Annotated in this window: 11 protein-coding genes; 4 read left to right on the top strand and 7 right to left on the bottom strand. The window is 46.6% G+C overall.

Features of this window, described 5'->3' with window-relative positions; genetic code table 11:
- A partial coding sequence (locus Q4Q54_RS19015; protein WP_311989263.1) for an EamA family transporter occupies nucleotides 1-751 on the top strand: 751 nt, incomplete at its 5' end.
- A gap of 72 nt (nucleotides 752-823) precedes the next feature.
- On the opposite strand, the gene Q4Q54_RS19010 is transcribed toward Q4Q54_RS19015, so the two are convergent.
- Nucleotides 824-1,591 (bottom strand): helix-turn-helix transcriptional regulator, encoded by a 768-nt coding sequence (locus Q4Q54_RS19010; RefSeq protein WP_311989262.1) that lies wholly within the window; start codon nucleotides 1,589-1,591, stop codon nucleotides 824-826.
- A 142-nt stretch (nucleotides 1,592-1,733) separates the two neighbouring features.
- Here Q4Q54_RS19010 and Q4Q54_RS19005 point away from each other — a divergent pair, with 142 nt between their 5' ends.
- From Q4Q54_RS19005 to Q4Q54_RS18995, 3 genes are all read left to right on the top strand, one after another.
- Nucleotides 1,734-2,897 (top strand): multidrug effflux MFS transporter, encoded by a 1,164-nt coding sequence (locus Q4Q54_RS19005; protein WP_311989261.1) that lies wholly within the window; start codon nucleotides 1,734-1,736, stop codon nucleotides 2,895-2,897.
- Between the two features lie 664 nt (nucleotides 2,898-3,561).
- Entirely contained in the window at nucleotides 3,562-4,365 is an 804-nt protein-coding gene (locus Q4Q54_RS19000) for a sensor domain-containing diguanylate cyclase (RefSeq protein WP_311989260.1), read from the top strand.
- Nucleotides 4,366-4,476: 111 nt separating this feature from the next.
- Nucleotides 4,477-5,400 (top strand): sensor domain-containing diguanylate cyclase, encoded by a 924-nt coding sequence (locus Q4Q54_RS18995; protein ID WP_311989259.1) that lies wholly within the window; start codon nucleotides 4,477-4,479, stop codon nucleotides 5,398-5,400.
- 117 nt (nucleotides 5,401-5,517) lie between these two features.
- Here Q4Q54_RS18995 and Q4Q54_RS18990 read toward each other — a convergent pair whose 3' ends face one another.
- The 6 genes from Q4Q54_RS18990 to Q4Q54_RS18965 all read right to left on the bottom strand — a co-directional run bounded on the left by Q4Q54_RS18990 (nucleotide 5,518) and on the right by Q4Q54_RS18965 (nucleotide 13,709).
- Nucleotides 5,518-8,661: a multidrug efflux RND transporter permease subunit gene (locus Q4Q54_RS18990; RefSeq protein ID WP_311989258.1), complete on the bottom strand. Its 3,144-nt coding sequence runs from the start codon at nucleotides 8,659-8,661 to the stop codon at nucleotides 5,518-5,520.
- On the bottom strand, nucleotides 8,661-9,770 hold the full coding sequence (locus tag Q4Q54_RS18985; RefSeq protein WP_115334117.1) for an efflux RND transporter periplasmic adaptor subunit: 1,110 nt from the start codon (nucleotides 9,768-9,770) through the stop codon (nucleotides 8,661-8,663). Before Q4Q54_RS18985 ends, Q4Q54_RS18990 begins: the two co-directional genes overlap by 1 nt.
- Before the next feature lie 210 nt (nucleotides 9,771-9,980).
- Nucleotides 9,981-10,775: a transporter substrate-binding domain-containing protein gene (locus Q4Q54_RS18980; protein WP_311989257.1), complete on the bottom strand. Its 795-nt coding sequence runs from the start codon at nucleotides 10,773-10,775 to the stop codon at nucleotides 9,981-9,983.
- 278 nt (nucleotides 10,776-11,053) lie between these two features.
- Complete coding sequence (locus Q4Q54_RS18975) at nucleotides 11,054-12,256, bottom strand: metallophosphoesterase (RefSeq protein ID WP_311989256.1); 1,203 nt, start codon at nucleotides 12,254-12,256, stop codon at nucleotides 11,054-11,056.
- A gap of 287 nt (nucleotides 12,257-12,543) precedes the next feature.
- Nucleotides 12,544-13,014: a nuclear transport factor 2 family protein gene (locus Q4Q54_RS18970; RefSeq protein ID WP_311989255.1), complete on the bottom strand. Its 471-nt coding sequence runs from the start codon at nucleotides 13,012-13,014 to the stop codon at nucleotides 12,544-12,546.
- A gap of 2 nt (nucleotides 13,015-13,016) precedes the next feature.
- Complete coding sequence (locus Q4Q54_RS18965; protein ID WP_311989254.1) at nucleotides 13,017-13,709, bottom strand: DsbA family protein; 693 nt, start codon at nucleotides 13,707-13,709, stop codon at nucleotides 13,017-13,019.
- Between the last annotated feature and the right edge of the window lie 137 nt (nucleotides 13,710-13,846).

Below are 13,846 nucleotides of genomic sequence, written 5' to 3'. Positions count from 1 at the left end.
AAAGTGGATGGGTCCATTCCATTATCCTTGGTTTGCACTGCAAGGTGTGTGTCTATTTTGTTTGAATTTTATCGCGTTTTATACTGCAACCCATTATATCGCCAGCGGTTTAACGGCGGTGATTATGGCCACTGCGCCCATTTTTAATGCGATACATGGCCGCATTTTTTACGGCACGCCCACTACCCGCAACTTTTGGTTAGGAGTCAGTGTCGGTCTGGGGGGCATTATCTTACTCTTTGGCGCCGATTTGCTCGCGACTCAGTGGTCACAAACCTTAGTGTGGGGCTTACTGTTTTCGCTGCTAGATACGTGGTTTTTCTCGATTGGCAATATGATCAGCATGCGTAACTCGCGCGATAATGTGTCGCCTTTTACCTCGACAGCATATGCCATGTGCTACGGCAGTGCGGCGTTACTGCTGATCATTTGGTTTAAAGGTTTAAGCTTTAGTTTACCGCTGACAACGAGTTATCTTGGCAGCTTGTTCTACTTAGCAGTTATCGCCTCTGTGATTGGCTTTACCGCTTATTTGATCTTGGTTGAGCGAATTGGCGCTAACGCAGCGGCGTATCTTTTGGTGATAACCCCTGTGGTGGCGCTTAGTGTATCGAGCGTGTTTGAGGATTATCACTGGACTTGGTATTCAAGTGTGGGACTCTTGCTGGTCGCGCTCGGTAACATGTTAACGCGCCGCCAAAGACCGCTTGCTTGGTTTAAGTCTTCTACCACGCCAGCGCTGAAAGCCTAACGTCGCAGCTAGCGTCATGATGCACATGAGGCAAGGCTCGATTCGACGATTGTAAGTCAGTCGAGCCAGTACTTATTTGAAATATTGTGCCGGTGTGGTGCCGGTATATTGCTTAAAAAAGCTGATAAAGGCACTGTCACTGGAAAATTGTAGATTAAAGCCCACCTGCGCTACCGATGCCCCCGCCGCCAATTGTTCAATGGCCGAGAGTAAACGCCATTGCTGGCGCCATGCTTGATAAGCCATTCCCGTCTGTGCGCTAAAAATGCGGCTAATTGTGCGTTCACTGGCTCCGATTTCTACTGCCATATCCTTAAGGTTGGCTGGCGGTTTTTGGTGCTGTTGCAGTTGCGCAAGCCAGTTTTTTAAACGTTTATCCTGTGGGAGGGGTAAAGCCAGATTTTCTTCCGCGGCATGGCCCAATTCTTCGCAGAGCAGCAAAAAGGCATTGTGCTGAGTGCTTCTTGGTTTGTCCCATGGCCAAAACGACATAGTGTCGATTAACGCTTTGAGTAGCGGGTTTACATGGAAAATAGTGACTTTATCGGGCAATGAAGTGACGGTTTCTGGTTCAAAGTAGAGTGAGCGATAGGCAACCACATTACGCATGGTGACGCTGTGCTTAACGCCAGCTGGCAACCAAGCCGCGCGCGTTGGCGGTAACACCATTTGAGTCTCGGCTAGGGTGAATCTCATCACGCCTGTGGGGGCATACAGCAGTTGTGCTTTTCTGTGGTAATGCACTCCCGAGTCGTGTTCGCCCATATCTGCGGCAATGCCAATGACCAGATTATCCAGCTGGTCTGGATTAAATTGCTGTTCAGGTAGAATAAAGGCCATTTTGTCCTATTTTTGATGTTTTTTGTCTAAGTGTTGCTAATGGACACATTTGGATTTTATCTATACTGCGCCATCTTTGACAAGTATGGAGCGACATTTCGGTAAACCAACTCATTTGGATGACTGAAATGGACTAAAAATCATGAATATAAAACCACCATTAGGGCTCGTTGTGCTGCTAATGATGTTTCCGCAAATTATGGAAACCATCTATAGCCCAGCTTTGCCTAATATTGCAGAAAACTTTGCGGTGTCGGTTGCCGCTGCATCGCAAACCTTATCTGTGTACTTTATGGCCTTTGCCATCGGCGTATTTTGCTGGGGCCGCTTAGCCGACATTATTGGTCGCCGTAAAGCTATGCTCGCGGGATTAGTCTGTTATGCCATTGGCTCAGCATTAGCCTTGATGGTTAGCGACTTTAGCCTGTTGTTGATGGCCCGCATATTGTCGGCCTTTGGCGCGGCAGTGGGGTCTGTGATTACCCAAACTATGATGCGTGACAGTTATAGCGGAGAGGAATTAGCGAAAGTTTTTTCTGTGATGGGAATGTCACTTGGAATAAGCCCAGTTATCGGATTGCTATTGGGCAGTATTCTCAGCGCGTATTGGGGATATCAAGGGGTGTTTGTCGCACTCATGGTCTCTGCAATCGTATTATTATTTTTGTCGGTAAAATCTTTACCCGAAACCAAACCCGCACACACCCAGAAAATCGCGATAGGCGAGTTAGCGATTAAGATGCTTAGTGACAGCGGGATTATTAAGAACACCTTGTTGGTGGCGGCGTTTAATCTGATGTGGTTTAGCTACTTTTCACTGGCGGCATTTATGTTTGAGGCACAAGGGTTATCGACGCTTGCCTTTGGTACCAGTGGCTTACTGTTAGGCTTTGGTACATTCCTTGGCAGTTATGTTAATAAAATAATGCTGGGTCGAGGCCACAACAGCGCACGACTGGTTCGCTTAGCCAGTGCTATTGCACTCGTCGGTGGATTGGGGATTTGGCTGATCCAATCGACCTTTATAGGGCTGAATAATGTTTACTTTTTAGCGCCTATGCTATTGATTGTGATTGCTTACGGTATCGCTATTCCGAACATACTCAGCTCGGCTCTGGCAAACTATCGCACTTATGCGGGCTCTGCTGGCGCGCTCTTCGGACTGTTTTATTACATTCTGTTGGGACTGGGTTTAGGCGGCACGGGAATCGTTCACCATTTAGGTATGGTGATTACGTTAAGTGCACTGCTTTGTGTTGGCTTAGGTTTACATTTAGGCTTAGCCAATAAAGTAAAAAATGCTTAAGACGTAAATGAGAAAAAGCCAAGGCACTCAGTGCCTTGGCTTTTTGTTATGTGATTATCAACAGCTATGATTAGCGTTAGGCTTTAGGCGTGAGTTCCTGCTGCTTTGCCGCAGACGAAATCAATCGAGGCATAGTGGGAAATAAGGTTAACTTCATCATTGAGTTGTCCACTGTCTATTCATAAGCAGAGGATAATTAATGGTGACGGTACACATCCATTATTCTGGCTAATCCCATCATCTTAGGCTTCTATTGAATCTTGTTACTATTAATAAGTACGAAAAACGAGCAACTGAAAAAGAAGAATAAAGGTCTTTTCAAACAAACGCTTCTTATTAGGATTTTCTTAAGTACTTGTCATTCCATCATTTTAGATGTGTCCCAAGTCACGTTCTGATTTTACGAGATGAGATTGTAGTATTTTTATATCGACGACGGCCTAAGTGAGTTCTTGTCCTCACAAATCATATGTGGTTCTATCACACTAAATGTTATCTCTATGTTATTTCGTTGTATGGGGAGATACGGATGCGTCGACTTTTTTCAGAAGATAGTGAAGCCTTATTATTCAAAAGTTTAAATTATATTCCTATCCCAGTTCTATTATCTGAGGCCTTGGACGTGGAAGGACGTCGTCCTAGCACTCATAGGGTGCATAGATTTATGAATCATGCATTTATTGAGCAATTGGGCTATACCATGTCGGACATCCCCGATATTGAATCTTGGTTTAATACTGTTTACCCCGACCCAATCCTTCGAGACAAAGCGATGCTCGAGTGGGATAGTGCTGTATATGAAAGTGAAAAACAGGGACTGAGCACCGCAGGTTTTCAAACTTACCTTCGCTGTGGCAATGGTGAATATCGTTGGTTTTTAATCACAGCTCAAATTACCACTGAAAATCAATCAAACTTAAACATAGTCACTATGAGAGATGTCCATCAGTTGCAGTTACTGATTGAGGATAACAAGCGGCAATCCAATACCGATTTACTGACGGGACTTGCCAATCGTCGTCAAGTGGAGCAGATCCTCGCTTCAGCCATTGAATACAGTACCGATGCACAAGGTTCACTCTGTTTAGTGATGTGTGATATCGATTTTTTTAAGAGTATTAATGATAACTTTGGCCATCTGTGTGGCGATGATGTGCTTAAATTAGTAGCGGATCAGCTTAAGCACTATGCATCTTCTGCTTCCTGTGTCGCACGTTGGGGAGGGGAGGAGTTTCTGATCGTGCTGGAAAACACTGAACTTGAAATCGCGAGAGAGCTTGCCGAGAAGCTGCGTTGTGACATCGAGTCCACGGATTACCAATCCTATGGTCAGCATATGCACTTAACCATGAGTTTTGGGTGTGTGGAACATCAAGTCAGTGAAAGCCTGCAAAGTCTATTATTTCGGGTCGATAGCGTTTTATATAAAGCTAAAAATGATGGCCGCAACTGTGTTGTGCTTGATTGAATCTCGGATAAATTCAAACGTAAATATATGTTTTATCAATCATCTTTTAACCTCAACTCGGTTTGGGATCTGATGACTGATCTTTGTCTGGGATTTGAGCGGGGAAGATTAATGACAGCACGCAATGATAGTGAGGTAATTCTCTTTAAAAGCTTAGATTTCATTCCTATTCCAATCCTGCTTTCTGAATCACGTATTGATGAGATATCTGGGCGTATACAGCGGATCCACCGCTTTGTTAATCATGCCTTTATCGAACAAATTGGCTACACATTAGAAGATATTCCCGATATGGATGCTTGGTTTAAAACCGTGTATCCAGAGCCTTTAGTGCGTCAAGCCATGATTGAGGGATGGGCAAACATCGTTGAAAGCAGTATCAATGCAGGAATTGATACGGCTGAAATGCAGGCTCGTATTCTTTGTCGTAACGGTGAGTACCGTTGGTTTTTGATCACGGCACAAATTGCCACGGAGAATCAATCGGAATTGCATATAGTGACGATGAGAGATATCCATGATTTACAATTGCTTATTGATGAAAATCAAACGTTATCAAATACCGACGTGTTAACTGGACTCGCTAATCGCCGCAAAGCGGAAGCGGTGTTGGAGAATGCCTTAAGTACCGCAAAAGGCTCAGAGCTTTGTTTGTTAATGTGCGATGTCGATTACTTCAAAGCCATCAATGACACGTTTGGTCATTTATGTGGGGATGATGTTTTAGTGCAAGTCGCAAGGTTACTTGAAGGGCTACGGCAACCCGCTGCTTGTATTGCTCGCTGGGGAGGTGAAGAGTTCTTGATTGTTTTACAGGGTTGCTCCTTAGATGAGGCACATCAAATCGCAGAGCAATTACGCTTAGATTTAGCGTCGACGGATTTCTTCTATCACAATCAACAACTGAGTTTGACCATGAGTTTTGGCTGTATCCGTGTTCAAGATAACGAGAGTTTGCGTAGCGCACTTTTTCGTGTAGATAGTGTGTTGTATAACGCTAAATCAGCTGGTCGAAATTGTGTTGTGATGGGATAGATAAATTCCTTATATCCCATATAAGGTAAGGCTCTTGATTGAGTCGCCAATAAAAAAAGCCAAGGCACTGAGTGCCTTGGCTTTTTACTATGCGATTTTCTGCAGTTATGATTAGCACTAGGCTTTAGGCGCAAGCTCCTGCTGCTTTGCCGCCGCCTCTTGGGCCACTAATTCTTGCGCTTTAATTGCCGCTTCGAGTTTAGCTTCAACATAACCCGGTGAATGGGTCGCTGCCGAGATTAATCGATACATGGCGGGGATGACGAGTAGTGTCACAAAGGTGGCGAATGCCATACCGAAGAACACTACAGTACCCACAGCGATACGACTTTCTGAGCCTGCGCCCGTCGAGAAAATTAAAGGTACAGCGCCCACTAAGGTGGTGAATGCTGTCATTAGGATTGGCCGCAAACGACGGGATGAAGCGTCGATAATGGCTTTATCGAGTTCAAAGCCGCGGTCACGCAATTGGTTAGCAAACTCAACGATAAGGATACCGTTTTTGGTCACCATACCAATCAACATGATCATGCCTATCTGGCTGTAGATGTTGATCCCTTGACTGGTGAGTAGTAGACCTAAGAAACCACCAAACACGCCCATAGGCACAGTAAACATCACCACTAATGGGTTGATAAAACTTTCAAACTGCGCGGCCAACACTAAATAAGCGACCAGTAAAGCCAGACCAAATACGATGAAGATACTGCTTTGGTTTTCCTTAAAGTCTTTGGATTCGCCGGTGTAACCAATGGAAATATCTTTAGGCAATAATTCAATGGCTTTAGCATCAAGAAACTTTAAGCCTTCACCTAAGGTGTAACCTTCACTGACGTTAGCCTTGAGGGTGATCGATTTTTGCTTATTGGTGTGACTTAATCTTTGTGCCGAGGCAATTTCTTCGATATGGGTCACGGTATCAAGCGTCACTAATTCGCCTTTACCGGAACGCATGTAGATTTGGCTAAGATCGCCAACGTTGTTAAAACTGTTTTCATCACCGCGCAAGTACACATCGTACTCTTCGCCGCGATCCACATAGGTGGTTTCGGTGCGACCGCCGAGCATCACTTCTAAGGTTTGAGAGACGTCATCGACACTGATCCCAAGCTCCGCCGCGCGTTCTTTATCAACAGTAACAATAAGCTCAGGCGTGGTTTCGGCGTAGTCTAAATCGGCGCCTTCCATCATAGGGCTGGCATTGGCTTCTTCTTTGAGCACCTGCGCCCACTTAAAGAGTTCGGCATAGTCCGAACCACCAAGCACAAATTGCACCGGTTCGCTCGATTGGCCCCTAAAGCCTGGCATCATAGGGCGAACCATCACATCGGGAATGTCCTTCAATGCTTTGCTAATAATCCCAAGCGCTTGCTGTGCGGATTCGCTGCGTGTGCCCCAATCTTCAAGCTGCATGATCACAAAGCCCGTTTGATCGCCCGCACGGCCACCAAACGCGGGGGCTTGCACGCTGAAGGAGCGCAGCACACCTTGACCCAGCAAGGGCATGAGTCTGTCTTCGACTATGTCCATGTTGGCTGTCATACGGTTATAACTGGTGCCTTCGGCGCCTTTAACAAAGGCGAACAACACACCGCGGTCTTCCTGCGGCGCGAGCTGTGACGGCACTTGTTGCATTAACCAAGCACTGCCGCCGATACAGGCGAGAATAATTAAGGGAGCGAGTAGACGAAGTTTAATCGCCCGAGTAACGGCGACGCGATAGATGCTTTCCATGCGGGCAAAACCGCGATCGACCCAACGATTAAAGCGATTCGGTTTGACGTTAGCTTTCAGCAGTTTGCTGCTCAGTACAGGAGTAAGTGTCAGTGCCACTAAGGACGAGAACAGTACCGATACCGCTAGCATCACAGAGAACTCGGTAAATAACAGTCCGACCATGCCGTCCATAAAGGATATAGGTAGAAACACCATGACTAATACCGCTGTGGTGGCGACAACGGCAAAGCCTACTTCGCGGGTACCTTTATAGGCTGCTAATAAGGGCTCTTCACCTTTTTCGATATGGTGGAATATGTTCTCGACCACCACAATCGCATCATCGACCACTAGACCGATGGAGAGGATTAATGCCATCAATGTCAGTAGGTTAATCGAATAACCTAACATATTGGCGGCGATAAATGCCGAGATTAACGATACCGGAACCGTTACCGCAGGGATGAGTGTCGCCCGCGCTTGTCCGATAAAGATATACAGCACGAGTACCACTAAGGCGCCGGTGACATAAAGGGTGCTATACACCTCGTTAATCGAGCGGTCAATAAATACGGTAGAGTCGAAGTCGACCACTAGGCTAGTGCCTTCGGGCAGGAAGTCTTGTACGCGATCGACTTCTTGGTGCACTTCTTTGGCAACGAGCAATGGGTTGGCATCGGACTGGGCAATAATGCCTAAGCTGATGTTAACGATACCGTCGCTTTTGAAGGTAGAGTTTTCGTTTTGTGCGCCAACAGCCACATCGGCCACATCTTTTAAGTAGATAGGCGTGCCATCGCTGGCGGTACGCACCACAAGGTAGTCAAAATCCTTTGGCGTGTAGTACAAGCGTTTGGTACGCACCGACATCACAGTGGTGTCGTTTCGCACTTGGCCGCCGGGTGTTTCGATGTTTTCTTTGCGCAGCGCGTTCGTTATGTCTGTGACTGTGACATTGCGGCCCGCCATTTGCTCGGGTCTGAGCTTGACGTACATGACCTTGTATAAACCGCCAGAAATACTGATGGAGCTCACGCCGCTGATAAGGCTAAATCTGTCCTCTAACACGCGCTGGGCGTAATCCGTTAACTGAGTGCGGTCCATCACACTCGAACTTAAATTCACATAGACTGAGGGCTCGCCCGAACCGTTGTCTTTTGAGACGACAGGATCTTTCGCATCTTCAGGCAGCCTGCGCTGGGCGCGGGCCACAGCGTCACGCACATCACTTACGCCTTCGGTTAAGTTCCACCCGAGGAGGAATTTCACTGTGATACGCGAGCTACCATTACGTGTGGTCGACGTGATTTCGTCGATACCACTGATCCCCGTCAGTTCATCTTCTAGGGTTTTAGTGATCTGGCTTTCCATAATGGCCGCCGACGCACCCGAGTAACTGGTGCTAATTGTGACCACAGGGCTTTCGACGTCGGGCATTTCCCGTATCGACAATTTAGAGAAGGAGACTATGCCGAATACGCACAGCAGTAAGCTTAAAACGATGGCAACGACAGGGCGTTTAACCGAAACATCGGATAACCACATTATTTAGTCTCCGTAGCTTTTGGGCTTGAAAGCTCAGCCGCACGGGTAGATGCCTTGGCATCAAGCGTCACTTCATTGATTTGCAGACCATCGCGCATATTCACTAAGCCCTGCACCACGACTTTGTCACCTATTTTTAAACCGTTTTCAATCAAGACTTGATTATCGATACGCGCCCCTAACTGCACTTCGGTGCGGTTGGCAATGTGATCGGCATTAACTACGTATACGTAACGTTTAGTGCCAGAATATTCCAGGGCTTGTACTGGCACCATAGGTGCAGAAATCGCAGGGAACGTTATAGTGGATGACATCATCATGCCCGGTTTTAAGCGATTTTTGGGGTTGTCGAATTGCACCCGCACTTTAAGGTTTAAGGTTTCTTCATTGACGCGGGGATCGATAGCGACAACTTTGCCAGTAAAGGTTTCATCCGGCCAAGCACGGCTGGTGGCCGCCACTTGCATACCTATGCTCAATTGCGACAGGAAATGTTCTGGCACTTGTAAGTCGAGGCGCATGCTAGATAAATCATCAAGCGACATTAATTCAGTGCCTATGCTGACCATCTTGCCTTCGCTGAAATTAATCAGTCCCGTATTGCCCGCAAACGGCGCAATCAGCGAGTGGTAATGTAAATCGGCTTGGGCTGAAGCTAAGCGTGCTTGGGCGATATCCACACTGGCTTTTTGTGCGTCAATCTCGGTTTGGGTGATGGCGTTACGGCTGATCAGTTTTTCAAATTCTTTGAGTTTACGTTTTTCATCGTTGAGAAACGCATTAGCCTCGGCGACGGCGGCTTGGGTTTTCATATCATCGAGTTCGATGAGCAACTGGCCTTTTTTCACTGCTTGGTTTGAGGTCACGGCGACTTGCTTAATCTTACCTGTGACTTGCGGCGCGATGATCACCGCGCGTTCGGCAGCGAGTTTGCCGATAAGCGAGATAGATTGCGCTAACGGATATTCAACGACTTCACCCGTGACCACTGGAACGGTACGCATTAGGTGTGGGGCGCTTTCGGGTTTGGCTGCTTGAAGGACATCACTAAAACTCACCGCTGTGGCGATAACCGCAAGCAGGGCAATGGCAATAATGGTTTTTTTCATTGTAATTATTATCTCGCGCAAAGGCAGTTGAAAAAGGTGATAGCTCTAATGGGGCTATTCTAGTGAATAACCTACCCGAGTTGGGTAAAAGTTTGTAAAGGTAAGCAAACGAAAATGAAAGAAATTGTGTTTTTTGAGCCTTGAACACAATTCAACGCGGCTTTTGCGGTTTTTTTGTGCAAAGGGGCAGTGCGAGAAGACCCAAGTGCGCTAGGGATGGACCTCAGTACGCGTTTTTTCGACTGGGGCTTGAGTCGTTTCAACCTGAGGATATTGGCTCAAAATGGAAGCCAATCGACCATCGCTGCGCATACTTTCTAAGCCTTGATTAAAATCCGTTACCAACTGCTGATGATCTGTCACGGCCAAAGACACCCCTAAGTGAAATACCTCAGTCGCTATGGGTTGACCGACTTGTTCAAAGGCATCGTCATATTCAGCTGGGCCTTTTTTAATTAAATACCTCGCTAAGTTATGGCCAATCAAGACTAAATCGATACGCTTTAAAAATAGCTTCTTGAGGTTCATTTCATCCGAATTACCTTCTTCGGTGGTGAGCCCTGCGGCGAAGATTTCGGGTGGATTCGCGTAACCGCGACCTATGCCAATCGTGTAGGGCTTGAGCTCAGAGAGCTGACTAAAGCTTAGCGGCGCATCTCTACGTTTATAAAACACGATTTGTACCGGTTGGATTGGCGCAGAATATTGAGCCCATTGCTCACGCTCTTTGCGATACCAGAGTCCAATAATGCCATCGGCTTGGCCCGTTTTAACGAGTAGGGCTGCGCGAGCGAAGGGATAAAACTTGAGGCTGGCATTGTAGCCTTGGCGTTTAAATGCTTCTTTGACGACTTGGGCGACGCCGCCCTGTTCGGGTAAAGCATCGGCATAAAAAGGAGGGTAGTTAGTGGCGACTAAATGGAGTTCTCGACCCGCAAATGCGGGGTGGATAAAGCCGAGCATAAACAAGCAAAAGCCAGATAATGTGAGTAATTTTTTCCCCATATCTACTCCAGCACTTAGGTGAGTCGCACTTGGCTTGAGTATAGTCAGAGTTAATAAAAACTGGCGAACTTATGAATATTAAGATGCGTGCATGTTGAGAGCCATATAGATTTAGAACTATGCCGATTTAGAGCTATTCAGATTTAGAACGCTACAGATTTATAACCATGGTGGGTGCCCGTTTACCTTTGCTTATTCATGCATTCACGCCCTAACTTATGCATGCATTAGGGCGCTAGGGCATTCACGTATTATGGCGAAGATATTAGTGAGGTATCTTATAGCGAAACCTGCTCACCCTGATACAGACCGCGGCTGAGTTTGCCGGCGTCGATAAGTAACAGTTCACCGGATTGACCATTCTTAATGCTGCTGTCTATCGCAATGATTTTATTGTGATAGAGACCAAGCACTTGCTCCTGCGATGTGTGTCCAACGACAATATGCTCGACCTTGAAATAGTTCAGTATGCTATCGATATCCGACTCTTTCAGTTCATCTTTAAAGTAACCGCGATACCAAGTTGGACCATTGGTAAAAAACAGAAAGTTGAGTAAATCATCTTTCTTCAAATCGGCTTTTTTATCATCTAAATGCTGACGAAATAGTTGGTTAGCCTCGCTGATATGTAATTTACGCTCGACCCATTCAGGGCTGATGCCACCGTGCATAAACAAGATATTATTGATTTTGACTAAGGTGTGTTTGCTGCGAAGCCACTGGCCGATTTCGGTGTTTTTGTTGTAGAGCGCATCGTAGTGGCGTTTGAGTAAATCGGCCGAGACTTGGTAGCGTTCGTTGACGTAGCGTAAGTCGCCGCGAAACACCATTTGCTCGTGGTTGCCCATGAGTAGATGTAAGCGCCCGCCCGCAGCTTGAGCTTCTTGATCTAAGGCATATAAAAACCACAATACTTCATTGACTTGATGGCCACGGTCAAACATGTCGCCCGTCATCACCATATGACCGTCATCAAAGGCCCAGTGGTTATCTTTGTCGATAATCTTATGGGCTTTTAGTAAGTTAATCATCACATCAAATTGGCCGTGCACATCGCTAAGGGCGACAATTTTGCTGACATGAGTAAAGGTATCGGGCTCAACCGTGGCCGCTAGTGTGTGAAGATGGGGCTCTGGTAATTTACCGCAACTGGCAGGGCGAGTTAACTGCGCCTTCGCAATCGGCGTTTGTTTAAGCTCACTCTGGCAAATCCAATAGGCAGTGTCTTTTTGAGCATTGTTTAAAAACACATAAGGGCCATCGGTGACGCTGCTTTCTTGAATCTTTAGTTCTGGCTCGGCCTCACTGGTATTGGCCGCTAATGAGTTAAAGGAGAGTGTGACAAAAGGGAGTGCGGTGACAAACCATAACAGTGGCGTGAATTTTCTATGTCGCTTGAGTATCCATTGGCTGGCTCGACTCAGTCGGGTGATAGAGAGTGTGATTGGGTGAGCCCCGACTGGCATCGAATTGATTCGCATTAGACCGCATCCTTGTTCTTGTTTTAGTTATTCATTCTGTCATTTTAGACACTTGAGTTGATGAGTCTTCGAATGTGTAACTTTGCGAAGTTAATCTCAAGTGTTCAATTTCAAACGCTTAATCTTAAGTACTTAATGTCAAGTGCTCAACATATTGAAAACACTAAATCATACGGATAAGGCTTAACATCGACAAGTCACGAGGCGGGCTAAATTAAACTTGCCCACCTCACTATTCAGTTATTTCATGTCTCAATATCATGACTTCAGTTACATGATATTGACCGTCACATGGCATTGACGACGGTATGACTATCGACAAACTGTTCGAAACTGACGATTTTGCCGCTGTGTATCTTCCATAAATGGGCGACTCGGGCGCTAAAATACTTGCCCGTTTTGACATAGGTACCTGAATAAGTGCCGAAGGCAAAAACCTTATCGCCTTGGGCGACATAGTCTTCGATATCGACGCAGTAGTTATCCCATTCAGTTTCGAGGCGAGCGAACACCTTGGTGGCTATCGCGCTAAAGCCTATGTAAGTGCCCGCATAGGGAAAACCTGCCGCCTCTGTCCAGCGTGCGTCACTCGCTAAGGCATGCTGAAGATTTTTGGCGTTCTCGGCTGAGCTACTTCCCTCATAGGTGCTTTTAACCAGTGCAAGATTCGCATCAGTCTGCCTTGCTGTTTCTATAAGACTTAACTGAGCAGGCTCACTCACTAATGAACCTGTTGAAACACCATTAAGCATTGGCATGATTATGACTCAAATTGCGCTTCAAGATGGCTTAACCACTGGGCGGGTTGGCCGTAGAAGCGGTTGATATTAATGGCGGTGATGTTGCCGTCATCACCCTCTATAGCCATCGAAGGGAAACCTTGGGCACCTATCAGATTCAATAATGCTCTGGACTCAACGATATGCTCATACAGCTTGTCTTCACCTTGGGCATAATGCTGCGCAAAGCTCATAGGGTCGAGCCCAAGTTCAGCGGCTAAGCTTGCGAGATTACCTTCATCACTGGCGCTGTGACCATCGCGGTAATGGGCCAGTTGTACTGAGTGTAGATAGGCCAAACTGTCGCCGCCCATAGCATCGACTGCGAGCATGGCTTTAATGGGGGGCGCCGAGTCGAGTACGACTGTGGTATCACGCAGCAGACCATCGAAATAGTTCTCACCAAAAGGCTGTCCGGTTAGCTCGGCAATGCGCAGATCGTGGGGCATAACATAGTCGCGCCAGTTGGCATCGATTTGTTTGCGTCTTGGGCCTGTGAGCATACCGCCGCCGTGGAGCTTAATGGTAAAGCCAGCTTTGGCTGCAGCATCGAGTAACGGCGCTGCGGCATAACACCAACCACATAAAGGGTCGATAATCGCGTGCAAAATACGCACTTTGGCCGTTGGTGTGCTGCTGGCTGTGCTAGCAGAATGAGTTGTTGGGGTAGTCATAGTATTAAACCTTTTGGCTTAAGTTCGTCGTTACATTAGCGACTTAAGCCCTTTGAAATCATCGATTAAAATCGTTAGTTTGGTACCGTTATTTAGGTGCAGTCATTTAGCTAAAAAAATGGCACGCAATCGCTCAC

It is taken from the genome of Shewanella sp. SP2S2-4, assembly GCF_031932025.1.
Classification (GTDB): Bacteria; Pseudomonadota; Gammaproteobacteria; order Enterobacterales; family Shewanellaceae; genus Shewanella; species Shewanella baltica.
This window is presented reverse-complemented; position numbering and strand designations above follow the sequence as displayed.